Source organism: Nonomuraea rhizosphaerae (assembly GCF_019396405.1).
Classification (GTDB): Bacteria; Actinomycetota; Actinomycetes; order Streptosporangiales; family Streptosporangiaceae; genus Nonomuraea; species Nonomuraea rhizosphaerae.
Genome location: NZ_JAHKRL010000027.1, coordinates 1 through 25326, shown reverse-complemented (window position 1 = coordinate 25326; position 25326 = coordinate 1). Strand labels below are relative to the sequence as shown.

The 25326-nt window shown below is 71.8% G+C and carries 24 protein-coding genes and 1 pseudogene; 14 read left to right on the top strand and 11 right to left on the bottom strand.

Annotated elements, in window-relative coordinates:
• Positions 1–1932 (bottom strand): ABC transporter permease (locus tag KME77_RS01355; protein WP_219460640.1); only part of this gene is annotated, 1932 nt, incomplete at its 3' end.
• Positions 1929–3182, bottom strand: a complete 1254-nt coding sequence (locus tag KME77_RS01350; RefSeq protein ID WP_219460638.1) for an ABC transporter substrate-binding protein — start codon at positions 3180–3182, stop codon at positions 1929–1931. The genes KME77_RS01355 and KME77_RS01350, both read right to left, overlap by 4 nt.
• A 133-nt stretch (positions 3183–3315) precedes the next feature.
• Between KME77_RS01350 and KME77_RS01345 the strand changes: the two genes are divergently transcribed.
• The 3 genes from KME77_RS01345 to KME77_RS01335 are packed head-to-tail and all read left to right on the top strand — an operon-like array spanning position 3316 to position 5298.
• Positions 3316–4404 carry an alcohol dehydrogenase catalytic domain-containing protein gene (locus tag KME77_RS01345; RefSeq protein WP_219460635.1) on the top strand — a complete coding sequence of 363 codons (1089 nt, stop codon included), beginning with the start codon at positions 3316–3318 and terminating at the stop codon, positions 4402–4404.
• A gap of 10 nt (positions 4405–4414) precedes the next feature.
• Positions 4415–4927, top strand: coding sequence for a cupin domain-containing protein (locus KME77_RS01340; RefSeq protein ID WP_219460633.1), 513 nt, complete (start codon positions 4415–4417; stop codon positions 4925–4927).
• Positions 4927–5298, top strand: a complete 372-nt coding sequence (locus KME77_RS01335) for a VOC family protein (RefSeq protein ID WP_219460631.1) — start codon at positions 4927–4929, stop codon at positions 5296–5298. Before KME77_RS01340 ends, KME77_RS01335 begins: the two co-directional genes overlap by 1 nt.
• Positions 5299–5317: 19 nt before the next feature.
• Here KME77_RS01335 and KME77_RS01330 read toward each other — a convergent pair whose 3' ends face one another.
• Complete coding sequence (locus KME77_RS01330; protein WP_219460628.1) at positions 5318–7522, bottom strand: MMPL family transporter; 2205 nt, start codon at positions 7520–7522, stop codon at positions 5318–5320.
• Positions 7523–7620: 98 nt separating this feature from the next.
• Here KME77_RS01330 and KME77_RS01325 point away from each other — a divergent pair, with 98 nt between their 5' ends.
• Both KME77_RS01325 and KME77_RS01320 read left to right on the top strand, forming a co-directional pair.
• Complete coding sequence (locus KME77_RS01325) at positions 7621–8145, top strand: TetR/AcrR family transcriptional regulator (protein ID WP_219460625.1); 525 nt, start codon at positions 7621–7623, stop codon at positions 8143–8145.
• A gap of 96 nt (positions 8146–8241) precedes the next feature.
• Positions 8242–9477: a Gfo/Idh/MocA family protein gene (locus tag KME77_RS01320; RefSeq protein WP_246608988.1), complete on the top strand. Its 1236-nt coding sequence runs from the start codon at positions 8242–8244 to the stop codon at positions 9475–9477.
• A 10-nt stretch (positions 9478–9487) separates the two neighbouring features.
• Here the strand turns inward: KME77_RS01320 and KME77_RS01315 are convergent, their stop codons facing one another.
• From KME77_RS01315 to KME77_RS01305, 3 genes are all read right to left on the bottom strand, one after another.
• Complete coding sequence (locus KME77_RS01315) at positions 9488–11485, bottom strand: serine/threonine-protein kinase (protein ID WP_219460622.1); 1998 nt, start codon at positions 11483–11485, stop codon at positions 9488–9490.
• Between the two features lie 110 nt (positions 11486–11595).
• Positions 11596–11976, bottom strand: coding sequence for a hypothetical protein (locus tag KME77_RS01310; protein WP_219460602.1), 381 nt, complete (start codon positions 11974–11976; stop codon positions 11596–11598).
• A 1-nt stretch (position 11977) separates the two neighbouring features.
• A complete protein-coding gene (locus KME77_RS01305; protein WP_219460598.1) occupies positions 11978–12790 on the bottom strand; it encodes a TIGR03619 family F420-dependent LLM class oxidoreductase in 813 nt (270 codons plus the stop codon).
• Positions 12791–12888: 98 nt separating this feature from the next.
• Here KME77_RS01305 and KME77_RS01300 point away from each other — a divergent pair, with 98 nt between their 5' ends.
• Both KME77_RS01300 and KME77_RS01295 read left to right on the top strand, forming a co-directional pair.
• Entirely contained in the window at positions 12889–14136 is a 1248-nt protein-coding gene (locus KME77_RS01300; protein WP_219460595.1) for an LLM class flavin-dependent oxidoreductase, read from the top strand.
• Positions 14133–15002 carry a TIGR03619 family F420-dependent LLM class oxidoreductase gene (locus KME77_RS01295; RefSeq protein ID WP_219460591.1) on the top strand — a complete coding sequence of 290 codons (870 nt, stop codon included), beginning with the start codon at positions 14133–14135 and terminating at the stop codon, positions 15000–15002. The genes KME77_RS01300 and KME77_RS01295 overlap by 4 nt, the downstream gene beginning before the upstream one ends.
• A gap of 60 nt (positions 15003–15062) precedes the next feature.
• On the opposite strand, the gene KME77_RS01290 is transcribed toward KME77_RS01295, so the two are convergent.
• Positions 15063–15617, bottom strand: a complete 555-nt coding sequence (locus KME77_RS01290; protein WP_219460589.1) for a TetR/AcrR family transcriptional regulator — start codon at positions 15615–15617, stop codon at positions 15063–15065.
• A gap of 76 nt (positions 15618–15693) precedes the next feature.
• Here KME77_RS01290 and KME77_RS01285 point away from each other — a divergent pair, with 76 nt between their 5' ends.
• The 5 genes from KME77_RS01285 (at position 15694) to KME77_RS01265 (ending at position 18684) form a co-directional block, all read left to right on the top strand.
• Complete coding sequence (locus tag KME77_RS01285) at positions 15694–16299, top strand: hypothetical protein (protein ID WP_219460586.1); 606 nt, start codon at positions 15694–15696, stop codon at positions 16297–16299.
• Between the two features lie 55 nt (positions 16300–16354).
• Positions 16355–17122: a HipA family kinase gene (locus KME77_RS01280; protein WP_219460584.1), complete on the top strand. Its 768-nt coding sequence runs from the start codon at positions 16355–16357 to the stop codon at positions 17120–17122.
• Complete coding sequence (locus KME77_RS01275; RefSeq protein ID WP_219460581.1) at positions 17119–17496, top strand: DUF3037 domain-containing protein; 378 nt, start codon at positions 17119–17121, stop codon at positions 17494–17496. The genes KME77_RS01280 and KME77_RS01275 overlap by 4 nt, the downstream gene beginning before the upstream one ends.
• 106 nt (positions 17497–17602) lie before the next feature.
• A complete protein-coding gene (locus KME77_RS01270; protein ID WP_219460578.1) occupies positions 17603–17911 on the top strand; it encodes a hypothetical protein in 309 nt (102 codons plus the stop codon).
• Positions 17908–18684, top strand: a complete 777-nt coding sequence (locus KME77_RS01265; RefSeq protein ID WP_219460574.1) for a hypothetical protein — start codon at positions 17908–17910, stop codon at positions 18682–18684. Before KME77_RS01270 ends, KME77_RS01265 begins: the two co-directional genes overlap by 4 nt.
• 25 nt (positions 18685–18709) lie before the next feature.
• Here the strand turns inward: KME77_RS01265 and KME77_RS01260 are convergent, their stop codons facing one another.
• The 4 genes from KME77_RS01260 to dxr form a co-directional block, all read right to left on the bottom strand.
• Positions 18710–19552, bottom strand: coding sequence for a GNAT family N-acetyltransferase (locus tag KME77_RS01260; protein WP_219460644.1), 843 nt, complete (start codon positions 19550–19552; stop codon positions 18710–18712).
• 36 nt (positions 19553–19588) lie between these two features.
• Positions 19589–21286, bottom strand: coding sequence for an alpha/beta hydrolase (locus KME77_RS01255; RefSeq protein ID WP_308250490.1), 1698 nt, complete (start codon positions 21284–21286; stop codon positions 19589–19591).
• A 147-nt stretch (positions 21287–21433) separates the two neighbouring features.
• Complete coding sequence (ispG, locus tag KME77_RS01250) at positions 21434–22585, bottom strand: flavodoxin-dependent (E)-4-hydroxy-3-methylbut-2-enyl-diphosphate synthase (RefSeq protein ID WP_219460571.1); 1152 nt, start codon at positions 22583–22585, stop codon at positions 21434–21436.
• Between the two features lie 33 nt (positions 22586–22618).
• Positions 22619–23809: a 1-deoxy-D-xylulose-5-phosphate reductoisomerase gene (gene dxr, locus KME77_RS01245; RefSeq protein ID WP_308250489.1), complete on the bottom strand. Its 1191-nt coding sequence runs from the start codon at positions 23807–23809 to the stop codon at positions 22619–22621.
• A gap of 197 nt (positions 23810–24006) precedes the next feature.
• Between dxr and KME77_RS01240 the strand changes: the two genes are divergently transcribed.
• Both KME77_RS01240 and KME77_RS01235 read left to right on the top strand, forming a co-directional pair.
• Positions 24007–25035 (top strand): trypsin-like serine peptidase, encoded by a 1029-nt coding sequence (locus tag KME77_RS01240; protein WP_219460550.1) that lies wholly within the window; start codon positions 24007–24009, stop codon positions 25033–25035.
• Positions 25036–25090: 55 nt separating this feature from the next.
• Positions 25091–25326, top strand: a pseudogene (locus tag KME77_RS01235) (hypothetical protein); the annotation flags it as partial.

Below are 25326 nucleotides of genomic sequence, written 5' to 3'. Positions count from 1 at the left end.
CTCGGCCGGGGCGGCGGCCGCCGGGCGGGGAGGTCCGGCGACGGTGACGCGGGGCGCGCGGCGCCGGTGCCGGGCCTCGGCGAGCTGGGCCAGCACCCCGTCCGGGTGTTTGGCCAGGATCATCCCGCCGGTCCCGAACAGGATGGCGCCCACGTGCGCCGACAGCCCCCAGGAGGACAGCAGCTCCGGCACTGCCACGGCGACGAGCCCGCCGAGCACGGCTCCGCCGATCCGCCGCACCCCTTGCAGCACCACGACGGCGAGCCAGACGAACCCGGTGAAGGCGGGCAGGTCGGTGGCGGTGATCGATCCCTTCGACACCGCGAACAGGACCCCGCCCAGCCCGGCCACCGCCGAGGCCAGCCCGAACAGCACGATCTTGGTCCGCGGTCCCGAGATGCCGGACGTGGTGGCCGCCGCCGGGGCCGAGCGCACCGCCAGGACGGCCCGGCCGGACGCCGACCGTTCGAGGTTGCGTACCAGCAGGCCGACCAGCCCGATCAGCGCGAGCAGCAACACCACGCGCACCCGGGGGTCGGAGGTGTCGGCGAACCCGAAGCCCAGCGCGGGCAGCGCCCAGCCGATCGTCCCGTTGCTGAAGGCGTCCACCTGGAACAGGACCTGGTCGGCCAGCAGCGCCAGCGCCAGCGTGGCCAGCGTGAGCACCCGGCCGCCGAGCCGCAGCGCGGGCAGCGCGACCAGCACGCCCACGGCCAGCGCCGCCAGCACCCCCACCAGGATCGCCACGACGAACGGCCATCCGGCCGAGAACGCCCATCCGCAGGTCAGCGCGGCCATGGAGGCGAAGGCGGCCTGGGCGAGGTTCACCATGCCGCCGATGCCGGTCACGACCACGAACGAGCAGAAGATCAGCGCCAGCACGAGGCCCTGCGCGGCGATGCCGACGTAGTACTCGGACCCGGTGAAGGTGAAGGCGAGCAGCAGCACCAGCCCGGCGGCCCAGGGCAGCCGCCGGCGCCACGGGGGAAGGCCGCTCAGGTGGTCGGGGGGCGGGGCGTCGGAGGAGGCGCTGCCCGCCACCCGCTCCCGCGACCGGTTCAGCAGCACCAGCCCGGCGAACAGCAGGATGACCGGCACGGCGGTGCGCAGCCCGGTGATGTCCTGGAGGAAGTCGGTGTACCCAGCGACCAGGTTCTGCACGACGCCGAGCGCCAGCCCGGCCAGGAACGTCACCGGCACCGACCGCAGCCGCCCGAAGACGGCCGCCGTCGCCGAGGCGAACAGCAGCACCGTGTACGCCGTCGCGTCCAGCCCGAGCACCGGCACGGCCAGCACCCCGGCCAGCCCCGCCAGCCCGGAGCCGAGCATCCAGGCCAGGGCCGAGGTGCGGTCCACGTCGATCCCGCGCAGCGTGGCCAGCCTCCGGCGGTCCACGGAGGCGCGCATGCGCAGCCCGTACGGGGTGTGCCGCATGAACGCCCACAACCCCGCCGCGACCACCAGCGAGCAACAGAACGTGATCACCTGGTCGGAGTCGAGCCGGGCGCCGAGCAGTGAGAACCCGGCAGCCGGATGCGGCCCGAGCCCGCGCGGCAGCGTGGTGCCGTCGACCGGCAGCAGCCCGAGCAGGTCCACCAGCAGCAGCCCGAGCGCGGGCAGCGCGATCGTCAGCCCGATCGTGCCGACGATCTGCGCGGTCTCCCCCGCCGTGGACAGCCCCCTGAACATCAGCACGTGCAGGAGGTGGCCGAGCGCGGGCGCGACGACGAACACCGCCAGCGCCCCGGCCAGCCACGCGGGCAGTCCGAGTGCCAGGTTGAGCTGGTAGAACACGAGCGCGCTCAGGAACCCGACGGCGCCGTGGGCGAAGTTGAGCACCCCTGTCGCCGCGTACGACAGCGTCAGGCCCGACCCCATGACGGCGAAGATCGCCCCGGTGACCAGGCCGCTGAGAATGTATCCAAGGATCATTTCAGGGGCACGTTGTCGAAGCACTTCATGCTCTTGGCCACCTGGAAGGCGCCGCCGACCAGCTTGACCAGGGCGCCGCAGCCGTTCGGCTCGGTGTGGTCCTTGGGGTACTGGACCTGGCCGAAGCCGGCGTTCTGGTAGGCGTAGGAGCCGTTGCCCGTGGCCAGGAACTTCTCCCTGGTCAGGTCCTTGCCGGTCTTCTGGAGCATGTCCAGGAAGATGTCGGCGGCCCAGTAGCCGATGGCCAGGTGCTGGGTGAGCGTGGTGCCGGGGGCGACCTTCTCCACGTCGGCCCTGAGCTTGGCGATCTCCGGCGCGCTCGACTCGAACGGCTCGAACATCGGCGCCGCCACCACGCCCTCAAGGGCCTGCGCGCTGGCCGGGTCCTTGAGGATCGCGGCGTCGTAGCTGGTGGCGTCGGTCAGCACGCCCTTGTAGCCGGCCCGTTTGAGCGCGGAGTAGAGGCCGACGTTGAACTTGGTGCCGGCGATGATCGAGACCACGATGTCCGGCGGCCTGCCGCCGTCGGAGGTCATGATCTTGTCGACGTACGGCAGCCAGTCGGGCGGGGGCGCGGCGGCGGGCAGGCCGGAGTTCAGTCCGACCAGGTCGAACCCGGCCGCCTGGAACGACTGCGAGATCGTCGTGCCGCCGTACTTGCTGCCGCTGGAGTCGGTGGTCTGCACGTACACGCTCTTGCCGCTCGCGCCGCCGAGCAGGTCGGCCATCTGCCGGCCCCACCAGGTCTGTGAGCCGGCGCCGGGCTTGGGCGCGAGGCAGCCGTTGTAGCCGAAGCCGGTCTTGGTGCCGCACCACTGCGGCCCGGTCGCCCAGCCGAACCACGGCACGCCCTGCTGCTCCAGGAACGCGGCGCCGCCGAAGTTGGGCGCGTGCACCGGGACCAGCGCGAACACCTGGTCCTTCTGCACGAGCTTCTTGGCCGCCGCGTCGCCCTTGGCGGCGTCCTGGCCGTCGTCCTCGGCGCCGACGAACTCGATCTTGCGGCCGTGGACGCCGCCCTCGGCGTTGGCCCGCTCGAACCTGGCCTTCGCCCCGATCTCGGCGTCCTTGGTGGAGTAGCCGCTGGCGCTGGTCTTGGTCAGCACGCCGCCGACCTTGACGCTCGTGCCGGTCACTCCGGCCGTGCCGCCGTCCCCGCCGCCGCCCGCCTTCTGCTGGGCGGCGCATCCGGACAGGACGAGGGCCGCCGCCAGTACCGCCGCGGCCCGCCGTTGATGTGGTCGCACCATCGTCATCACCTTTGTACGGCAGGCGCCTTGGCCTAGCGCTCGCTTGGTTTCGCCTCAGCGTAGATTCGCCCGCCAGAGGCGTCAACGAGCAATCGCTTGCTCAGAACAACGGGCGGCGGCTAGCGTGAGGCGCATGCTGATGCGCGCCGCCGTGCTGACCGGCTTCCACCGGCCCATGGAGATCCGCGAGGTGGACGTCGCCGACCCGGGCCCCGGCGAGGTGCGCGTCCAGGTCAAGGCGTCCGGCGTCTGCGGCTCCGACCTCAAGGCCATCGACGGCAAGAGCCCCGTCGTGCACACCCTGCCGTTCGTGCTCGGACACGAGAGCGCGGGCGTCGTGGAGAGCGTCGGCGCGGGCGTGAGCAGCGTCAAGCCGGGCGACCACGTGATCGTCTCGATGAGCGGCCCCTGCGGCAAGTGCCGCGGCTGCGGCGCGGGCCGCTTCCACCTCTGCTCGGGCCCCGCCAGGATGACCGCGATCATGGGCGGCGAGCCGCGGATCACACTCGACGGCCAGGAGACGCGCCGCTTCATCGGCATCGGCTCGTTCGCCGAGTACGTGGTGGTCCGCGAGGCCACCTGCGTGAAGATCGCCAAGGACGCCCCCTTCGACGCCATGTGCCTGCTGGCCTGCGGCGTCGTCACCGGCGTCGGCGCCGTCATGAACGTCGCCCAGGTCACCCCCGGCTCCAGCGTCCTGGTCGTCGGCTGCGGCGGCGTCGGCCTGAACGTCATCCAGGGCGCGGCCCTGGCCGGCGCGACCACGATCATCGCCGCCGACGTGGCCGAGCAGAAGCTCAAGCTCGCCGAGCGCTTCGGCGCCACCCACACCCTCGTCCCCGAGGACCTGCCCCGCCAGGTGGGCGAGATCGTCAGGGGCGGCGCCGAGTACGCCTTCGACGTCACGGGCGTCCCCGGCGTCCTGGCCTCCGCCTTCGCCGCCACGGCGCCCGGCGGCGCCACGGTCATGGTCGGCAGCCCGCCGGCCGGCCACCCCGTCGAGGTCGACCCCGCCCTGCTCTTCTCCTCCCGCCGCCTCATGGGCACCCAGGGCGGCGACGCCGCGCCGCACCGCGACCTGCCGATGCTCGCCGGCCAGTACCTGCGCGGCCGCCTCGACCTCAACGGCCTGATCACCGAACGCGTCCCGCTGGAGCAGATCAACGACGCCGTGGACCACGTACGGCGGGGAACAGTGGCCAGGACGGTTGTCGTCTTCTAACCTGACCGATATGTCCTACCCAGATCCTCGTTACCTCGATGAAGCCGGTCAGGCCAGCGCCACGCTCCGCACCGCCGACACCGCCCCCGACCTCAGGATGTACGCGCCCACCGCGAACCCGCGCGGCACCGACGTCCACTACCTGGGCACCGGCGCGACCACCGGCGGCGCGTTCGGGCTGTACCGCTGGGAGATGGGCCCCAAGCCCGGCGGCCCGAGCCCGCACTTCCACCGGACGATCACCGAGTCGTTCTACGTCCTGTCCGGGACCATGCGGCTGTACAACGGCAAGGAGTGGGCGGACGGCCGGCCGGGCGACTTCCTGCACGTGCCCGAGGGCGGCGTGCACGCCTTCCGCAACGAGTCCGGTGAGCCGGTCTCGATGCTCATCCTGTTCACGCCGGGGGCGCCGCGCGAGGCGTACTTCGAGGAGCTGGCCGAGATCGCCATCACCGGCCGCGAGCTGTCCGACGAGGAGTGGGCGGACCTCTGGCTGCGCCACGACCAGTACCCGGCGTCGTGATGCCGCGCTTCCAGCTGTCCGCCACCGTCCTGGAGTGCCCCGACGCCAAGGCTCTCGCGCTGTTCTACCAGCGGCTGCTCGGCTGGGAGATCGGCGACGACGAGGAGGACTGGGTGACGCTACGGCCGCCGTACGGCGGCGGGGCCGGGCTGTCGTTCAACACCGACCCCGGCCACGTGCCGCCGGTCTGGCCGGCCGGTCCCGGCGACCAGCGGATGATGCTGCACCTGGACATCGAGGTGGACGACCTGGCCGCGGCCAGCGCCCACGCGGTCGAGGCGGGCGCGACGGTCGCGGAGTTCCAGCCGCAGGACGACGTCCTGGTGCACCTCGACCCGGCGGGGCACCCGTTCTGCCTGTGGATCCGCTGAGGACCCGCCGGCGGATCGGCTAGGAGACGCCCACCAGCTCCTTGGCGGGGGCGGGCTCCTCCTCGTGCCCCTCCACCGACAGGTTCGGCAGCAGCCGGTCCAGCCAGCGCGGGCACCACCAGTTCAGCCGCCCCAGCAGCACCATCGTGGCCGGCACCAGGAAGCCGCGGATGATCGTCGCGTCCACCGCGATGGCCGCCGCCAGCCCCACCCCGAACGTCTTCACCAGCGGATCCGGGTAGGCGATGAACGCCACGAACACCGCCACCATGATCAGCGCCGCCGACGTGATCACCCGCCCCGTCGCGCCGAGCCCCTCGGCGACCGCCCGCGCGTTGTCCCCGTGCCGCAGGTACGCCTGCCGCACCGACGTCAGCAGGAACACCTCGTAGTCCATCGAGAGCCCGAACAGCACCGCGAACAGCATCAGCGGCACGTAACTCTCGATCGGCACGCTGAAGAAGATCGTCTGCAGGTACGAGGCGCCGTCCGGCGCGTCCATGCCCACCAGCCCGCTGCCCAGCCCCACGGAGAAGACCAGCGCCAGCGTCCCGAACGCGGCCCCCAGCGAGACCAGGTTCATCAGCGCCGCCTTCACCGCCACCACCGGCGCCCGGAAGGCCAGCAGCAACAGCAGCGCGCTGAGCAGCACCACCACGCCGATGACCAGCGGGGTCCGCTCGGCCATCCGGTCGCCGGCGTCCACCAGCGCCGCCACCTTGCCGCCCACGTGCAGGGAGACGCCGGGCACGGAGATGTTCCTGATGTCGCGGACGACGGTGATGGAGCGGGTGTCGCTGGGCGCGTACTCGGGGACGGCCTGGATCATGACGGCGCGGCCGGAGGCGTTCAGCTTGGCGGGGGCGACGTGGGCGACGCCGTCCACGTCGCCGATCTCCCGTACGAGCCGGTCCACGACCGGATCGTTGGCCCGCGCGACCGGGGACGGCAGCGTCGCGACGACGGCCAGCGGCCCGTTGCCGCCGGGCCCGAACCCGGCGGCCACCAGCTCGTAGGCCCGCCGCGACTCCGACCCCTTGGCGCCGTACCCCTCGTCCAGCGGCCCGATCTTCAGCGCCAGGGCGGGCGCGGCCAGGGCGGCCAGCACGAGCACGCTCGACAGGAGCACCCGCCACGGCCGCCGCGCCACCCACGACCCGAGCCCGCTCCACCCCGACGTGTCAGAACCGCGGCGGCCCAGGAAGGGGACGCGCAGCGCGTTGACGCGATGGCCGAGCAGCCCGAGCAGCGCGGGGACCAGCGTGACGGAGGTGAGCACGGCCGTGACGACGGAGATGCCGGTGATCCAGCCGAGCGTGCGCAGCAGCGGGAACCCGCCCAGCAGCAGCGCGCTCAACGCGATGATCACCGTCCCGCCCGCGAACACCACCGCCCCGCCCGAGCTGGCCACGGTACGGCGTACGGACTCCTGGACCGGCAGGCCCGACTCCAGCAGGCGCCGGTGGCGCGAGGTCAGGAACAGCGCGTAGTCGATGCCCACGCCCAGCCCGATCATCGTGGCCATGATGCCCGCCTGCTTGGGCACGTCCACGACGTACCCGAGCAGCCCGATCACGCCGAGCCCCGAGACGACGCTGACCAGCGCGGTGAAGATCGGCACCAGCGCCGCCGCCAGCGTCCCGAACGCGAACACCAGCACCAGCAGCGCGCACACCACGCCGATGATCTCGCTGGGGCCGGTCTTGATCTCCTTGTCGGCCGGGGTCGAGGCGTCGGCCGGCACGACCTCCAGCCCGGCCGCCCGCGCCGGGTCGGCGGCCTTGGACAGCGCCCGCGTGGTCTCGGCGAGCTTGCCGTTGTCGTGGCCCTCCATGCGCACGACGATCAGCCCGATGCGCAGGCTCGCAGCGAGGCCGCCCCGCCGGTACGGCGACTCCACCTGAACCACGTGCGGCTGGGCGCGCAGGCGTTCGACGGCCTGCTCGACGGCCTTCTTCTTCGGCTTGTCGACGAGCAGGCCCTGGTCGGCGTACAGGACGAGCTGCACCGTGCCGCCGGGCGCGTAGCCGGGGCCGAAGCCGTCGAGCATCAGGTCGTGCGCCCGCTGCGCGTCGGTGCCCGGGATGGTCACGTCGTTGCTGACCGGCCGGCCGAGCGCCAGACTGCCGCCCATCAGGCCGGCCGCGGCGATCACCCATAACGCCAGCACGATCCGCCCGTGCCGTGCGCACCAGCCACCCAGCCGTCCCAGAAAGCGCGTCATCGCCAGCTCCCCACTCGACGGCCGTCCTGTACGGTCGTACAGGAATACGATAGATCGAGAAATATCCGGAAGGCTGTAGCTCGACCGGAAATGAGATGATGAACACAGCCGACGACACCCGATCCCGGATCCTGGCGGCCGCCAGGGAGCTGTTCGCGGTCAACGGTTACAAGGCGACCTCACTCGCCGACATCGCCGCCGCCGTGGGGCTGACCAAGACGGCCGTCGCCTACCACTTCCACCCCAAGGACCGGCTGGCCGCCGAGCTGACCGCGCCCGCCGCCGACGACATGCTGGCCCTGCTGGCCGTGGACTTCGCCGGCGACGCGCGGGCGTTCGCCGTGGAGCTGGTCGACTTCGCGGTCCGCCACCGTACGGTGATCCGCCTGCTCATGGAGGAGATCGTCGGGGCCGACGAGGCGCCGCAGGGCTCCCCCGGCGAGGTGATCAGGACGTTCAGGGACGAGATCTTCGACCGGCTGGCGGGCCCCGAGCCCGGCGACGAGGCGCGGGTGCGGGCGTGGGCCGTGCTCGGCGCGGTGCAGTGGGGCGTCGTGCAGACGATGGGCCTGCCGCAGGAGCGGGTCCGCGAGCTGCTGATCCACACGGTCAAGGCGATCTAGCCGGTCCGGCACCCCATGACGCACGACTCGCCGGATCCGGCATCGACCGATATACGTAACCCGATCGCACAAGTGGAGGCTGACATGGAGGCGGACATGGAGGCAGGCATGGTGACGCTCGCCGTCGTCGGCGCGGGCTCACGAGGGACCGCCTACGCCCGCCACGCCGTCAGGTCCGGCGCGGCGCGGGTGGTCGCGGTGGCCGACCCGCGCGGCAGCCGCAGGGACCGGCACCCCGGAGCGGCCCAGTACGAGAGCTGGCGCGAGCTGGCCGCGCTGTCCCGGCAGGCCGACGCGGTGATCATCGCCACGCAGGACGCCGACCACGTCGAGCCCGCGGTGCGCTTCGCCGAGCTGGGCTACGACATCCTGCTGGAGAAGCCGATGGCCGTCTCCGAGGACGACTGCCGGGCCATCGTGGCCGCGGCCGAGCGCTCGGACGCGATCTTCGCGGTCTGCCACGTGCTGCGCTACACGCCGTACACGCGGGCGCTGAAGGCGCTGCTCGACTCCGGGCGGATCGGCGAGATCGTCAGCATCCAGCACCTGGAGCCGGTCGGCTGGTGGCACCAGGCGCACTCGTACGTGCGGGGCAACTGGCGCAGGAGCGACGAGTCCACTTTTATGCTGCTCGCCAAGTCCTGTCACGACCTCGACTGGCTGGTGCACCTGACGGGCCGGCGGGTGAGCAGGGTGTCGTCGTTCGGCGGCCTCAAGCACTTCACCCCCGCCAACCGGCCCGCCGGGGCCGCCGACCGCTGCCTCGACTGCGCGGTGGAGCCGGTGTGCCCGTACTCGGCCAAGCGCATCTACCTCCCGCTGGCCGGCCGGGACTCGTGGCCGGTCAACGTCCTCACCGACGACGTCTCCGAGTCCGGCGTCCTCGACGCCCTCAGGACCGGCCCGTACGGCAGGTGCGTGTACGCCTGCGACAACGACGTGGTCGACCACCAGGTGGTGAACATGGAGTTCGACGGCGGCGCCACCGCCTCGTTCACCATGACCGCCTTCACCCCGGCCCTGCACCGGCAGACCCGGATCTTCGGCACCCACGGCTCGATCGAGGGCGACGGCGACCGGCTGACCGTCACCGACTTCCTCACCCGGGAGACCGAGACCGTCGAGACGCGCCCGACCGGCGACGGCACGGCCCGGGGCGGGCACGGCGGCGGGGACGAGGGGCTGGTGGAGGCGTTCCTGACGGCGGTGCGCACCCGCGACCGGTCGGCGGTGCTGTCCTCGCCGGGCGAGAGCCTGCACAGCCACCTCGTGGCCTGGGCGGCCGAACGCTCCCGCCTGAAGGGCGAGGTGGTCAGCCCGTCGGAACGCTGACGAAGGACCGCTATCCGGGCGGCTCGGGCTGGTCGCTCGGGGGCGTCTCGGACGGCTCGGTCGGATCCGGGCCTCCCTGGCCGGCCACCCCCACGGTCACCACCACGCCGGCCCCCGGCTTGCCGCAGTTCCCCGCCGCCAGGCTCTGCCCCAGCGCCACGTCCACCTGCGACTCGTCCACGACCACCTGCGGCTTGAACGTCACCGTGAACCCGGCGCCCCGCAACGCCGCCCGCGCCGCCGCGCGCTGCTGCCCGATGACGGACGGCACCGGGGTCCCGTGGTCGGCGACGGTCAGCGACACCCGGCTGCCTCCGGAGACCCGCGTCCCGGCCCCGGGGTCGCTGGACAGCACCTGCCCGTCCGGCCGTTCGGAGCAGACGGTCGTGACCCCGCCCACCGCCAGCCCGGCGCCCTTGATTGCCGCCTCGGCCGACTTGCGCTTCGTCCCCACGACGGACGGGACCGCCAGGCCCGCCGACACCTGCAGCGAGACGGTGCTCCCCCGCGCCGCCGTCGCCCCGGCGCCCGGGGTGCTCGCCAGCACCTGGCCGATCTTGCGCCGCGAGTCGACCTGCGTGACCTCGCCCAGCACGAACCCGGCCCGCTTGAGCGCCTTGGCCGCCGCCGACCGTGACATCCCGACCGTCAGCGGCACCTGGACGCCCACCGGCCCCCCGGTCGTCGGCTGCGAGGCCGGCGGGTCGGAGGTCGGCTGCCGCCCGCCGTCGCGCTGCCCGCCCCGCTCGGTCGTCACCTGGCCGGGCTGCTCGGCCGGGCTCCTGGGCGCCTCGGTCACGGAGGTCGGGTCGACCTCGCCCGTCGGCGGCTTGGCGGCGGCCTGCAAGGGCCGGCCTCCGTCGTCGTCGAGCGCCGGCAGCAGGACGGTGACCAGCATCGCCACGCTCACCAGGATCGCGGCGGTCACCGCGAACGCCGCCCGCCCCACGGCCTGCCGCGTACGCCCGCTCGCGGACCCCTGTAACGGAACCGCCACTCCCGCGGCCGGCCCGCTCCCCGAGGAGACCGGCGCCTCCCCCAGCCGGTACCCGTCCGGCGTGCCCGTCGCCTCCGGCTGCGCCACCGCGCCGGACCCCGCCCGCGCGTCCACCATCGGGTACGGCGGCGGCAACGGCTCGTCCACCACCACGGGCGGCACCCGCAGGATGTGCGCCGGCGGCGAGCGCAGCACCTCGGCCGGTAACCCCTCCGAGTCGTCGCCCAGCAGCGAGAACAGCAGTTCCCTGCTGGCCGGACGGTTCCTGGCGTCCTTGTCCAGGCACGCGGCGACCAGCTCGCGCAGCCGCCCGTCCAGCTGTCCCAGCTCGGGCTGCGCGGTCAGGATGCGGTGCAGCACCGGCGCCACCGAGTCCTGCCCGAACGGCGCGGAGGCGTTGGCCGCGAAGCACATGGTGGCGCCCCACGAGAACACGTCGGCGGCCCCGGTGACGGCCGACGCGGTGATCTGCTCGGGCGCCATGTACGCGGGCGTCCCCACGCCCCGGCCGCTCATCGTGGCGGCCGCGTCCAGGGCCCTGGCCAGGCCGAAGTCGATCACCCGCGGCCCGTCCACGCCGAGCAGCACGTTCTGCGGCTTGAAGTCCCGGTGCACGATGCCCGCGCGGTGGATCGCCGCGAGCGCGGTGGCGGTGCTGACGGCGAGCCGTTCGAGCGCGGCGCCGCCGCGCGGCCCGGTGAGCGCGACCTCGCGCTGCAGTGACGGCCCGTCGATGTACTCGCTGACGATGTACGGCCTGCCCTCGTCGAACCCGGCGTCCATCACCTGGGCCGTGCAGAACCTCGCCACGTGCTTGGCCAGCTCCACCTCGCGCAGGAACGCCGTCCGCTCGTCGCCGACGGGACCGTGCAGGAGCTTGACCGCGTACACCTCGTCGCCGCTCGTCCCGAGGTACACCACGCCCTGGCCGCCCTCGCCGAGGCGCCCGGACAGCTCATAGGCGCCGAGTCGCTGCGGGTCCCCCGTTCTGAGCGGCAGTGCCGTTGGCACGAGGTGCCTCCCCTCGCCGCCACCCACCTTCCCTTATCCACTGAAGGCGAACATTCGTGACGTAGTCAACGTCCGGGCACGCAATGCCGCCTGACCGTGACACATTCCGGTCAGGAATTCCGCGCCACCGTGCCCGAAAGGGTGACGTCCGCGTCACCTTCGCGCGTCACCTTGATGACCAGCCGGTCGACGTCCCGCGTCGGGAACAGGCGCAGCGTCCCCGCCTCGCAACCGGCTCCCCGCACCTGCCGGATCTCGTACACGAACGGGCTCCTGGTCGGCCCGAGCCGCCCCCAGCAGTCGCCCCACCGCACGCTGGAGCCGGCCTCCATCCGGACCGGGACCGTGCCGGCCGTCCCGGTCCACGTGCCCGCCAGCCCCGGACCCTGCGCCCCGCGCATCCAGTACCCGAACCCGGCCACCGCCATGGCCACCCCGGCCACCGCCACGGCCGGCTTCCACCAGCGCGCCCCGTACGGACTCCGGCCCACCTCAGACGAGCTGGGCGTACCGGTCGAGGACCGGCAGGACCTCGTCGGCCGGCGCGTTCGGCAGGCTGACGACCGTCTCCTCGATGCCGAGCCCGGCGTAGTAGTCGAGCTTCTCGCGCGTGGGCAGCGTCCCGAACGGCATCACCTTGGCCATCGGCCGCTCCGCCTTCTCGCAGGCCTCGCGCAGCGCGGGCAGCGCCGCCTTGATGCCCTTGCCGCCGATCGGCATCCAGCCGTCGGCGTACTCGGCCACGTGCGCGAACAGCTTCGGCCCCGCCGCGCCGCCGAGGTAGACCGGCGGCTCGGAGACCGGCTTGGGCCACGACCACGACGGCTCGATCCCGTCGAACCCGGCCACCTCCTCACGCCACAGCTCCCGCATGGCCAGCACGTTCGCCCGCGCCACGTCGCGCCGCTCCCGGTACGGGACGCCGTGGTTCTCGATCTCCTCCACGTTCCAGCCGAAGCCGACGCCGATCACCACGCGCCCGCCGCCGGTGACGTGGTCGAGGGTGGCGATCGCCTTGCCGGTCACGAGGGGGTCGCGCTGGGCGGCCAGCAGGATGCCGGTCCCCACGACCAGGCGCTCGGTCACCGCCGCCGCGAACGACAGGGCCACCAGCGGGTCGAGCGTGCGCCTGTACTCCTCGGGCAGCTCACCCCCGGTCACCGGGTACGGGGTGCGCCGCGAGACGGGGATGTGCGTGTGCTCGGGAAGGTACAAGGAGTGGAACCCGCGCTCCTCGGCCGCCCTGGCCAGCTCCACGACCGACATGGTCTGATCGGTGGCGAACATCGTGACGCCAAGCCGCATCACACACTCTCCCTCACGTCAACCAAGCGATTGCTCGGCTAAGATTTCTAGAGTAGCTTGCCGGACAGAGAAGCGCCCCCGCGCAGAGAGGTCTCCTGGTGAAGTTTTCCATCTTCCTTAATCCGCAGATCCCAGGCTCCGGATACGCGGCCGAGGAGAACGCCAAGGCCAAGCGTCCCATCGGGCGTGACACCGAGTCGTACCAGAAACTCCTGCACGAGGTGCGCGAGATCGCCGTCCACGCCGACCGGATCGGCTTCGACGCGCTGATGATGACCGAGCACCACTTCCACTCGGAAGGCATGGAGTTCTCGGTCAACCCGCTCATGTTCCTCACCGATCTCGCCGCGCGGACGGAACGCATCCTGCTCGCCCCGCTCGGCATGGTACTGCCCGCCTGGGACCCCATCCGAGCCGCGGAGGACGTGGCGCTGCTCGACCAGTTCTGCAAGGGACGGCTGCGGCTGGGCGTGGCCAGGGGCTACCAGAACCGGTGGATGAACGTGCTCGGCCAGCGCTGGCACGCCGCCGCCGCCCGCTCCGACGGCTCGGCCACCGACACGCGCAACTTCGACGTCTTCGGCGAGGTGCTGAAGATCATGAAGATGGCCTGGACACAAGAGACCCTGCGCTACAAGTCCGACGTCCTGGACTACGAGGTGCCCTACCCGTACGACGGCATCGAGGGCTGGCCCGCCGTCGAGTGGACCCGCACCTTCGGCGCCCCCGGCGAGCTGTCGGACGACGACAAGGTCCAGGCCGTCTCCGTCTGCCCCAGGCCCTACCAGAACCCGCACCCCGAGTTGTGGCAGCCGTTCACGATCTCCGACCGCTCGGTCATCAGGGCCGCCCAGGAGAACATCCTGCCGTGGATGTTCACCCCCAACCCCGACGACCACGCCGCCAAGGCCAAGCTCTACCAGGAGGAGTCCGCCCGCCAGGGCCGCGACTACAAGCTCGGCGAGCACACCGGCATCCTCAAGATCGTCGGCATCGCGGAGACGACCGAGGAGGCCATCAACACCTTCGGCCGCAGCATCCCCAAGGACTTCGCCGCCTTCTTCGGCCCCTTCGGCTACCTGGAGGTGCTGCGCAAGAAGGAGGACGAGAAGCACAAGCCCATCTCCCCCGAGAAGGGGGACGCCAAGCGCATGAACGACGTCGAGATGGCCCTCTTCGGCACCCCCGACGACGTCAAGCGCGGCATCCAGCGCATGCTGGACCGCATGCCCGACCTGGAGTGGTTCGGCCTCTACATGCAGGGCCAGCAGGGTGTCCTGCCGCTCGACACGGTCAAGCGCAACCTCGAACTGTTCGCCACCAAGGTCATCCCGGAGTTCCAGTGAAATTCTGGCTCGGAGCGTCGTTCTCCGACACCGACCAGTTCATCGAGTTGGCGAAGGTGGCCGAGAGGTGCGGGTTCGACACGCTGACCCTGTCGGACCACCTGTTCTACGCCGACTTCGCCACCCCGTACCCGTACTCCAAGAGCGGCAGGCCGCGCTGGAACGCCGAGACGCACTGGCCGGACGTGTGGGTGACGATCGGCGCGATGGCCGCCGTGACCAGCACGCTGCGCTTCGCCCCCAACGTCTACATCGCGCCGGCGCGTGACCTGTTCACCGTGGCCAAGCAGGTGTCCACGGCGGCGGTGCTGTCGAAGGACCGGGTCTCGTTCGGGGTGGGGGTCGGGTGGTGCGAGGAGGAGTTCGCCGCCACGGGCCAGGACTTCCACACGCGCGGACGCAGGCTGGACGGCATGATCCCGACCCTGCGCGACCTCTGGACCGGCCGGGCCGTCAAGCTGGACGGCCTGCCCGAGCTGTCCATCTCGCCGACGCCCGCGGAGCCGATCCCGGTGATCGTGGGCGGCGACAGCGAGGCGGCGCTGCGGCGGGCGGCCCGGCTCGGGGACGGCTGGATCGGCAACCGGATCTACGGCGAGGAGCAGTTCGACGCCGTCCTGGAGTCGCTGGGACGCCAGTTGGCCGAGCACGGCAGGACGGGGCCGTTCGAGATCATCGCGCCGCTGGCGGTGCTGCCGGAGGCGGACACCTACCGCCGCTTCGCCGACAAGGGCGTGACCGGGACGATGGCCGCGCCGTGGTGGCTGGCCACGCCGGAGGAGAAGGAGCGGTACGGCGAGGGCAGCCTGGAGCTGAAGATCGCCACGATGGAGCGCTTCGCGGACGAGGTCATCGCCAAGATGTGACCGGCGCGACGGGCCGGGCCAGCCGGGCTTTACCGACCAGCTCGGTCGGATCAGGCGGGATCAGGTGGGCTCGGCCGGCAGGCCGAGCTCGGCCATCGCCAGGTCGGCCAGGGAGCGCGGGGCCTCGTCCATCGCGCCGATGCGGACGAGGGCGGCCATCCCGAGGTAACTGCCGTAGGCGGCCAGCACCCGCCTGCGCGCCTCCTCGGGCGGCTGCCCCAGCTCGCACAGCATGTCCTGCATGTACGTGATGCGGCGCTCGCTCACCCGGCGCACCACCTCCGCCACCACCGCGTCGTCGACCTCGCTGATCAGCCGGAACGAGATCGCCGCGTCCTGCCCGCCGCCGAAGGCCCGCTCCAGCAGCGACCGCATGCGCGCCACCGGGTCGTCGAGGAACTCCAGCCGGGCGATGACCTGCTCGGTCTCGGCCTCCCAGCGCCGCAGCGCCGCCTCGACCAGCGACTGCCGGTTGGCGAAGTGCCAGTAGAAGCTGCCCTTGGAAACGCCGAGCCGGACCGCGACCGGCTCCACCGCAACGGCGGCCAGGCCGCCCTCCGCCAGCGCCGCGAGCGCGGCCTCCGCCCAGTCGTCGGCGCTCAACCGTTCGGCCACACGACCACCTCCCCCGACAGGGTCCCATACGGTGACGTATAGTCGAGACCGTACGTCACCGTATGGAGGAGTCGTGATGCCTGCCCTGGTCGACGAGTTCATCTCCCGCCCGGACGCGTCCGAGCGGCATTCCACCGTCATCATCGCCTCCCGCGAGCGCGTCTGGGCGGCGCTCATGAGCACCCGGATGGGTGACGTACGCGCGGCCAGGCCGTTGTTCGCGATCCGCCGCCTGTTCACCCGCGCCCCCGAAGAGCCTCGGGGCGAGCGGGACGGCTCGGCCGTCTTCCTGCCGCTCGCCGAGGACCCCCTGCGTGAGGTCGTGCTCGGGACGATCGGCCAGTGGTGGCGGCTCGGCCGGGGCGAGCACAGGCCCGAGATCACCACCGCGTCCGAGTTCCGCGACTTCGACCTGCCCGGATACGCGAAGGGCACGTTCAGCTTCCTGCTGGAGGACGCGGGGCCGGGGCGCGTCCGCCTGGTCACCGAGACCAGGGTGCGGGCCACCAGCCCGGACGCCCGCCGCGCCTTCCTGCGCTACTGGCTGGTCATCCGCCTCGGCAGCGGCCTGATCCGCCGCATGATCCTGGCGAAGATCCGCTCCCGCGCCGAAGCCCTGGCCCGCTCCCACGCCCGCACCGAGCCCCCGCCCCCTTCGCGCGCCACGCCCCCGGAAGCCTGAGCTCCAGGCGGTCGCGGCGGCGAAAAGGTGCCCGACAGGGCGATAACCTCATGTGGTGCTGGAAAGGATCACGGCGACGCGCTACGTGACGCCGTTGCGTGAGGGCGGGTCGCTGCCCGGGGTGGTGGAGGCGGACGACCTCGGCACCTACGTGGTGAAGTTCCGGGGGGCCGGTCAGGGCCGCAGGGTGCTCGTGGCGGAGATCGTCTGCGGCGAGCTGGCCAGGCGGCTGGGCCTGCGCACCCCCGACCTGAAGCTGATCGACCTCGACCCGCAGATCGGCGTCAGGGAGCCGGACGAGGAGGTCCAAGACCTGCTCAAGGCCAGCACCGGGCTCAACCTGGCGGTCGACTTCCTGCCCGGCGCGCTGGGGTTCGATCCGCTGGGGTGGACGGCCGACCCGAGGTTCGCCTCGCGGGTGGTGTGGTTCGACGGGCTGATCCACAACGTGGACCGGAGCTGGCGCAACCCCAACCTGCTGGTCTGGCACCGCGACACCTGGCTGATCGACCACGGCGCCGCGCTGTGGTTCCACCACAACTGGCCGACCGCCGACCCGCAGCGGCCCTTCGACACCGGTGACCACGTGCTGGCCTCCTTCGCCACCGACCTCGACGGGGCGGCGGCCGAGCTGTCGGCGCGGATCACGCCCGAGCTCCTGGCCGAGGTCACGGCCCTGGTGCCGGACGAGTGGCTGGACGACGAGCCGGGCTTCGACTCGGCGCGAGCCGTGCGTGAGGCGTACGTCGAGCACCTGCTCCAGCGCGCGCACGGCCCGCAGGAGTGGCTCACCCGCCCGGCCGACGGTGGAGGCGCGCGATGACCAGGGACGTCTACGAGTACGCGGTGATCCGCGTGGTGCCCAGGGTGGAGCGCGGCGAGCAGGTCAACGCGGGCGTGCTGCTCTACTGCCAGCCCCGCGACTACCTGTGCGCCCGGGTCGAGCTGGACCCCGCCCGCCTGCGCGTCCTCGACCCGTCCGTCGACGTCGACGGCGTGCGCAAGGCGCTGGACGCGTACGAGCTGGCCTGCGGCGCCGAGGCGGGCCCGCTGGGCGGGGAGTCGCTCGGCGGCAGATTCCGCTGGCTGACGGCGCCGCGCAGCACGATCGTGCAGGCGGGCCCGGTCCACGCGGGCCTCACCGCCGACCCCGGCACCGAGCTGGCCAGGCTCTTCGACAAGCTCGTACGCGTCTGAGGCCACCGGCGAGGCCCGTGGCTTCCGCGATCCTCAAAGCGTCCCGAACACCGGCGATCATCCCGCTACGCTGCCGAATCCATGACAGCCGATGAAGGGACAGGCCATGTTCGTCGACACCGAGGCTGCCGCCTCTGCCACCAAGGAGATGACATCAGGCGCGGACGCCCTGACCGGGGCGGCCGCCGACCTGCGCGCCCACCTGTCGGCCATCGGCTCGCCCGGTCACGAGGGCTCGGCGCTGACGGGCGCGCTCGACGAGTTCATCACGTCGCTGACCGGCGCCGCCGACGGCTGGGCGCGGCTGCGCGGCTCCGTCGCCGGCGGCATGGGGCAGTCGGTGGCGACGGCTCGCTCGGCCGACGACGCCGCGACGCGGGTCCTGGCGAGCGGCGACCAGGAGGTCACGGTATGAGCCTGACCATCCCCGACGGCCTCGCGTCCGTCGCCTCGCTGGTCGGGGTGCCGGCGGGCCTGTTCGCCTGGGACGAGGACAAGCTGGAGGCGACCGGCACGGCGGTCGGCGGCTACGCCCACGCCGCCGCGCCGCTCCTGCGGGGCACCGAGCAGGCGTCCGCCCAGTACACGACGGCGAACGCGGGCGCCTCGGGCGACGCCTTCGCCGACCGGTGGGCCGCCGACGCCGGCAGCGGCGAGACCTCGAACGCGCTGGACACGACGGTCAAGGTGGCGGCGGCGCTCGGGCTGGCCGCCGGGCTGATCAAGGTCGCCAAGATGGGTGTGATCAACTACCTGGTCTGGTGCGGCCGGCAGCTCCAACTGGGGGCCGCCGGCGGGCTGGGCGCGCTCAACGCCGTCCGGAGCACGCTGCTGACCAGGGCGGGCATCCACAAGTTGTGGCGGACGCTGCAGGACAAGCTGGAGCAACTGGTCCTCCCGCACCTCCGCAACGGAAGAGACCTGCTGCAGGGCGTGGCCGGGCGGCGGGCCGTCCTCAACGGCGGAGGCGGCACGGTCGTCCTGCGCTCCCCGTACGGAGGCCGGCCGCCGTCCACCCTTCAGATGAACATGGCCAGGAGGAGCGACAGCGGCGGCGAGGAGCCGATCCGCCTGTCGGAGACCGCCGGCGGATCCACGATGAAGCAGCGGTTCGACACGGCCGAGGCGGCCGAGAAGTATGACGACGTCCGGGTCCAGGACCTCGCCAACGATGGCCGCAACAACTAGGGCAAGCCGCCGCCGAGGACCATGCTCAGAAAAGGACCGACATGAACCGGTCGATCTCCCGGAAACCCACCTTCCGGTAGACAGCCCGAGCAGAGTGGTTGAAATCATTCACGTACAGCGACACCACGGGCGCGAAGCAGGACAGCGCGGCCTCGACGACGGCGGCCATCCCGGCCACCGCGTGCCCCTGGCCGCGCAGCGCGGGGTCGACCCACACGCCCTGGATCTGGCAGGCCAGCGGGGTGACCGCGCCGACCTCGGCCTTGAACACCACGCGCCCGTTGTCGATCCGCGCGTACGACCTGCCGATGCGGATCAGCTCGGCCACCCGCGTCCGGTAGAGCGCCCCGCCGTCACCGAGGTTGGGCGAGACGCCCACCTCCTCGGTGAACATCGCGACGCACGCGGGCAGCAGCGACTCGAACTCCTCCGGCCGCACCCGCCGCACCAGCGGGTCGGCGGGCACGGACGACTTCTGCGAGGTGGCCATGACCGGCTGCGACCAGCGGATCGCCCGCGCCCGCCCCCAGTACGGCTCCAGCCGCTCCCACAGCTGCGAGACCGCGTCGGCCGGCCCGACGATCGACGAGCAGCGGCGGCCCTGCTTGCGGGCGCGCTCGGCGAACGCGTGCACGGCCTCAGGACCGGCGTTGACCGGCACCATGTTGGCCCCCGCGTAGCAGAGCGAGGCTAGCGCGCCGCGCGGCCCGAAGCCCCACATCTGCCCGCCCAGCCGCGCCGGATTGAGTCCGACGGTCCGCACCCGGGAGGCGACGAAGACGTTGGCGACCGGGTCCATGTCGAGCAAGGCCAGGGCCTCGTCCCGATCGCTGTCATCGAGTACGCGCGACGCCGAAGTCCGCAGCATCACATGGTCAGACTACGCCAGCGACCACCGAATAGCTCACCCGGCCAGTAGCTCGGTGAGCCTTTCGTGACCTTGGGGTCCACCCGCCGCCATGCGCGCGGTGGCCTTCGGCGTCGCCAGCCCGGCACAGGTGGCACCGCGCTTCGGCAGCGTCCCGTTGGCCAGGTAGGTGACCAGATGCCGGTCCACGCACAGGTTCCCGGCCAGTGACACGCCGTGGTTGCCGCCCCCGGCCACGAGCATGCGGGCGCTCGGGAACAGGTTGCGCATGTTCAGGGCGCCCGGGTACGGGGTGGCGGCGTCGCGCCTGGACTGGATCATGAGGATCGGCGGCAGGTGGCTGGAGGCGTGGACCTTGACCGGCGAGCCGCCAGGCACCGTCCAGAAGGCGCACGGCGCGTTGAACCAGGCGTTGGGCCAGGTCAGGAACGGCGCCCGCCGGTGCATCCTGGTCATGTCCGTGCGCCAGGTGGCCCACGAGCGCGGCCAGTGCGCGTCGGTGCACTGCACGCTCAGGTAGACGGCGTAACCGTTCTCGTCCTCGGCGTCCTGCTTGCCGTACTTGTTGTAGACGTCCACCAGGCCCTTGACGTCGCCCTGCCGTACGTACCTGGACCAGGCCGAGGCCAGGTCGGGCCAGATCCTGTCGCTGTAGCCGGCCACGGTGAAGGTGTCGTCCAGCTCGCTCGGGCCGACCACCCCGCCGGCCGGGCGGTCGTGCAGCCGGGCGCGCATGGCGTACCAGGCGTAGGCGGTCTGCCGGCCCGAGCCGCCGAGCTTGTAGACGCCGTTGTTCTTCGCGGCCCAGGCCAGGAAGTCGCGGTGCCTGCGTTCGAAGGCGGCGTCCTGGGCCAGGTTGGCCTTGTACCAGACGCCGTGCGGGTCGACCGTGCTGTCCATGACCAGGCGCTTGATCCGGCCGGGGAAGAGCGTGGCGTAGACGGCGCCGATGTAGGTGCCGTAGGAGTAGCCGAGGAAGCTGATCTGCCGCTCGCCGAGCGCCGCGCGGATGCTGTCCATGTCCCTGGCGGTGTTCGCGGTGGTCATGTGCGGCAGGAGCCAGGCGTACATGTCGCCGCAGCTGTTGGCGTAGTCGACGGCCCTGCTCAGCAGCGTCCGCTCGTCGGCCCTGCTGCGCGGCACGGCGTCGGGCCTGGGCGCCTTGTAGTAGGTGCCGACGTCCACGCAGTGCAGGGAGGGCTCGCTGCTGCCGACGCCGCGCGGGTCGAAGCCGATGATGTCGTAGTGCTCCACGAGCTTCTGCGGCAGCATCGTGGAGACGTACTCGGCCAGCGCCCGGCCGGAGGCGCCGGGGCCGCCCGGGTTGACCAGCAGCGCCCCCAGGTAGTTGCCGTCACGGGAGACCTTGGCCTTGATCCGGTTGACCGCGAGCGAGATCGACTGGCCCCACGGCTCGCGGTAGTCGAGCGGCACCCGGAGCGAGGCGCACTCGACACCGGCGGCGGCAGCGGCCGAACTCCCCGTGGAGGCCCCGGCTGCGGTCGTGGCGCCCGCCGCCTTCGCCTTGGCGGGGCAGGCCCCCCAGGTCAGCCGCGACTCCATGCCCTTCCCGGCCACGGCGCCATCACCGGCGGCCCCGGCAGAGGTTCCCGTCACGGTCCGGGCCACCGGCCCGGTGACAGTCCCGGCCACGGCCCCGCTGGTGCCCAGCACCGGGCTCACCGCGACGGTCAGCATCGCCATGGCGGCGACGACTCGAACAACCCGCTTCACACGACCCCCCATTCAATAGGCAGGCCGATCATGCCGCGAGTGACGAGCCGGTGACCGACGGTATGGCGGAACGCTTGCCATCCTGTAATCGGCTTATTGCACGCCGTAACAGCGCCTCTGGAGAGCCGCCGGGAATATGGGCTTAAATCACCCGACGACCACCTCGGGGTCGCCCTCCACGTCGATGCCCATCTCGTCGGCGATGCGCAGCGCCTCGTCGATGAGCGTCTCGACGATCTGGGACTCGGGGACGGTCTTGACGACCTCGCCCTTGACGAAGATCTGCCCCTTGCCGTTGCCGGAGGCCACGCCCAGGTCGGCCTCACGCGCCTCGCCGGGACCGTTGACGACGCAGCCCATGACGGCCACCCGCAGCGGGACCTTCAGCCCTTCGAGCCCGGCCTGGACCTGCTCGGCCAGCGTGTAGACGTCCACCTGGGCCCGTCCGCACGACGGGCACGAGACGATCTCCAGCCCGCGCTCGCGCAGCCCGAGCGACTCCAGGATCTGCGTGCCGACCTTGACCTCCTCCACCGGAGGGGCCGACAGCGAGACCCGGATGGTGTCGCCGATGCCCTCGGCCAGCAGCGCGCCGAAGGCGACCGCCGACTTGATCGTCCCCTGGAAGGCGGGGCCGGCCTCGGTGACGCCCAGGTGCAGCGGGTAGTCGCACTTGGCGGCCAGCAGCCGGTAGGCGTTGATCATGACGACCGGGTCGTTGTGCTTGACCGAGATCTTGATGTCGCGGAAGCCGTGCTCCTCGAACAGCGAGCACTCCCACAGCGCCGACTCCACCAGCGCCTCCGGCGTGGCCTTGCCGTACTTCTGCAGCAGGCGCGGGTCGAGCGAGCCGGCGTTGACGCCGATCCGGATCGGCACGCCGTGGTCGGCGGCCGCCTTGGCGATCTCGCCCACCTTGTCGTCGAACTTCTTGATGTTGCCCGGGTTCACCCGGACCGCCGCGCAGCCGGCCTCGATGGCGGCGAAGACGTACTTGGGCTGGAAGTGGATGTCGGCGATGACCGGGATCTGCGACTTGCGGGCGATGATCGGCAGCGCGTCGGCGTCGTCCTGGGACGGCACGGCGACGCGCACGATCTGGCACCCCGAGGCGGTCAGCTCGGCGATCTGCTGCAGGGTGGCGTTGACGTCGGCGGTCACCGTGGTGGTCATCGACTGCACGGAGACGGGCGCGTCGCCGCCGACCGGGACGCTGCCGACCATGATCTGGCGCGAGTGGCGGCGTTCGGCGAGAGGCTTGGGACGCACCGTGGGGATGCCGAGTGCTACAGAAGACATTTCAACCCTTGAGTGTCGATAACAGGATTCAGTCTATGGAGTCAGGGAGGCTGCCAGCTCCGCGGCCCGGGCCCGGGCCCAGGAGTCGGCGGCCAGCACCTCCTCGACCGAGTCGGCGGAGGTCACCTGGTGCTCCTCGACGACCTTGGCGACCGTGTCGACGATCCCCAGGAACGGCAGCCCGCCCCCGATGAACGCCTCCAGGCACGCCTCGTTGGCGGCGTTGTAGACGGCCGGCGCGGTGCCGCCCGCCCGGCCGACGTGCCTGGCCAGCGCGACGGAGGGGAACGCCTTGTCGTCCAGCGGCTCGAAGGTCCAGGTGTGCGCCTGTGTCCAGTCGATGGGACGCGCCGCGTCCGCGACGCGCCCGGGGTGACCGAGCGCGAGCGCGATGGGCAGCCGCATGTCGGGCGGGCTGGCCTGGGCGATGGTGGAGCCGTCCACGTACTCGACCATGGAGTGGATGATCGACTGGGGGTGGACCACGACCTCGATCCTGTCGAAACCGATGTCGAACAGCAGGTGCGCCTCGATCACCTCAAGGCCCTTGTTGACCAGCGTGGCGGAGTTGATGGTGATCATCGGCCCCATGGACCAGGTGGGGTGGGCCAGCGCCTGCTCAGGTGTGACGCCGGCCATCTCGCCGCGCTCGCGCCCGCGGAACGGGCCGCCGCTGGCGGTGACGACGAGCCGCCTGACGGCCTCGGGACGGTAGCCGTCGGGCCCGGCCGCCCACAGGCACTGCTGGAGGGCCGAGTGCTCGGAGTCGACCGGCAGGATCTGCCCGGGGGCGGCCAGCCGCTTGACCAGCGGGCCGCCGATGATCAGCGACTCCTTGTTGGCCAGCGCGAGCGTCCGGCCCGCCTTCAGGGCGACCAGCGTGGAGGTCAGGCCGAGGGCGCCGGTGATGCCGTTGAGCACGGTGTCGCACCGCCAGGCGGCCACCTCCGCCACCCCTTCGGGGCCGGCCAGGACCTGGGGCGAGGCGCCGTGCGCCGCGAGCGCCTCCTTCAGCGCGGGCACCGCGGCGGGGTCGGCCACGGCCACGACCTCGGCGTGGACCGCCGCGGCCTGTGCGGCCAGCAGGTCCGTCCTGCCTCCCCCCGCGGCCAGCCCGGCGACCCTGAACCTGCCCGGGTCGGCGGCGACGACGTCGAGTGCCTGGGTGCCGATCGAGCCGGTGGAGCCGAGCACGACGACGGAGCGCGGGGTGTCTGCATGCACCCCCCCATTGTCCCCGCTGCGCGAAGCGATCGGACACGCGGCTCTGCCGTACCGAAATGCCGCAACATATGTGACACCAGATATTGAAGTGAATAAATGCCGGAATATCCCCATATCCTTATCCGCAAAAAGTGAGAAACAGGGATATTGGTGCCGCTACGTTCCTACCTCAGTTCCGGGCATTTGGGAGGTACGTAATGCACCGCAGAGTCGCTCTGCTTTCCACCCTCACCCTCACCGTCGGCAGCGTCCTGCTTCCGGCAGGGCTCGCTCAGGCGCAGGCAGCGCCCAAGCCCGCCCAGAAGGCGGCCGCTGACTCCACCTCCGAGCAGAGGACGGTCCTGCGCTACTGGACCCCGCAGAAGATGGAGGACGCCGAGCCCCTCGACGCTCCCGCACCCAAGGGCAGCGCCAAGCTGGCGCCGGCCGACATCTCGAAGACCGACATCTCGAAGGCCGACACCCCGAAGGCCGGCGCCCCGTTCACGGCCGCGCCCACCAGCCCGCCGCCCAGCAGCGCCGCGCGGCTCCAGGCGGCCAACAGCGGCGGCACCCCCTGGACGGCCGGCGGCGCGATCACCAGGACCACGGGACGCGTCTTCTTCACCTACCAGGGACGCAACTCCTCCTGCTCCGGCTCGGCCGTGACCAGCGCGAACAAGAGCGTCGTGCTCACCGCCGGCCACTGCGTCAAGCTGGGCGGCGCCTTCCACACCAACTGGGTGTTCGTCCCCGGCTACAACAACGGCAACCGGCCGCTGGGCACCTGGGCCGCGACCAAGCTGCTGACCACCCCGCAGTGGAACGCCAGCGAGGACATCAACTACGACGTGGCCGCCGCCGTCGTGGCCCCGCTGGAGGGCAAGGCGCTGACCGACGCGGTGGGCGGCCAGGGCGTGGCCTTCAACCAGGCCAGGCGGCAGCAGATGTACGCGTTCGGCTACCCGGCCGCCGCCCCGTACGACGGCTCGAAGCTGATCTACTGCAGCGGCCGGGCGTTCGACGACTTCCTGCTGTCCAAGGACCACGGCCTGACCTGCAACATGACCGGTGGTTCGAGCGGTGGTCCATGGCTGGTGAATTTCAACGAGTCGACCGGTCTGGGGACCCAGAACTCCGTCAACAGCTTCAAATACAACTTCACCCCGAACTGGATGTTCGGCCCCTATTTCGGGTCAGAAGCACAGGCTGTCTACCAAGCCGCTCAAAGCACCAACGCCCTCTAAGGTATTCACCGAAAGTAGTCACAAGGACACATCTCGTGGTGCAGACTCGGGGGTCATGACCCTGAGCACCCCCTTGCTGACAGCGGTGCCGCTCGTCGCGGGGCTGATGGGCCCCGCGCTCATCGGCGCGACACCCGTCCAGCAGCAACAACACCACCGTCCCGTCACCAGGGAGATCGTGCGTACGGCCAAGCGCGCGGAGGTGGTCGAGCACGTCGCCGCCCGCAGCCCCGCTGACCAGCGGCGCGTGCTCGACTACTGGACGCCGCGGCGGGTGGGCGACGCCCCGCC

Excerpts from the sequence above, each read along its gene's own strand:
- ispG (WP_219460571.1), bottom strand. The coding sequence starts at position 22,585 with ATGTCTTCTGTAGCACTCGGCATCCCCACGGTGCGTCCCAAGCCTCTC.
- KME77_RS01345 (WP_219460635.1), top strand. The coding sequence starts at position 3,316 with ATGCTGATGCGCGCCGCCGTGCTGACCGGCTTCCACCGGCCCATGGAG.
- KME77_RS01285 (WP_219460586.1), top strand. The coding sequence starts at position 15,694 with ATGCCTGCCCTGGTCGACGAGTTCATCTCCCGCCCGGACGCGTCCGAG.
- KME77_RS01270 (WP_219460578.1), top strand. The coding sequence starts at position 17,603 with ATGTTCGTCGACACCGAGGCTGCCGCCTCTGCCACCAAGGAGATGACA.
- KME77_RS01340 (WP_219460633.1), top strand. The coding sequence starts at position 4,415 with ATGTCCTACCCAGATCCTCGTTACCTCGATGAAGCCGGTCAGGCCAGC.
- KME77_RS01265 (WP_219460574.1), top strand. The coding sequence starts at position 17,908 with ATGAGCCTGACCATCCCCGACGGCCTCGCGTCCGTCGCCTCGCTGGTC.
- KME77_RS01260 (WP_219460644.1), bottom strand. The coding sequence starts at position 19,552 with ATGCTGCGGACTTCGGCGTCGCGCGTACTCGATGACAGCGATCGGGAC.
- KME77_RS01325 (WP_219460625.1), top strand. The coding sequence starts at position 7,621 with ATGAACACAGCCGACGACACCCGATCCCGGATCCTGGCGGCCGCCAGG.
- KME77_RS01335 (WP_219460631.1), top strand. The coding sequence starts at position 4,927 with ATGCCGCGCTTCCAGCTGTCCGCCACCGTCCTGGAGTGCCCCGACGCC.
- KME77_RS01330 (WP_219460628.1), bottom strand. The coding sequence starts at position 7,522 with ATGACGCGCTTTCTGGGACGGCTGGGTGGCTGGTGCGCACGGCACGGG.
- KME77_RS01240 (WP_219460550.1), top strand. The coding sequence starts at position 24,007 with ATGCACCGCAGAGTCGCTCTGCTTTCCACCCTCACCCTCACCGTCGGC.
- KME77_RS01275 (WP_219460581.1), top strand. The coding sequence starts at position 17,119 with ATGACCAGGGACGTCTACGAGTACGCGGTGATCCGCGTGGTGCCCAGG.
- KME77_RS01305 (WP_219460598.1), bottom strand. The coding sequence starts at position 12,790 with ATGCGGCTTGGCGTCACGATGTTCGCCACCGATCAGACCATGTCGGTC.
- KME77_RS01350 (WP_219460638.1), bottom strand. The coding sequence starts at position 3,182 with ATGGTGCGACCACATCAACGGCGGGCCGCGGCGGTACTGGCGGCGGCC.
- KME77_RS01320 (WP_246608988.1), top strand. The coding sequence starts at position 8,242 with ATGGAGGCAGGCATGGTGACGCTCGCCGTCGTCGGCGCGGGCTCACGA.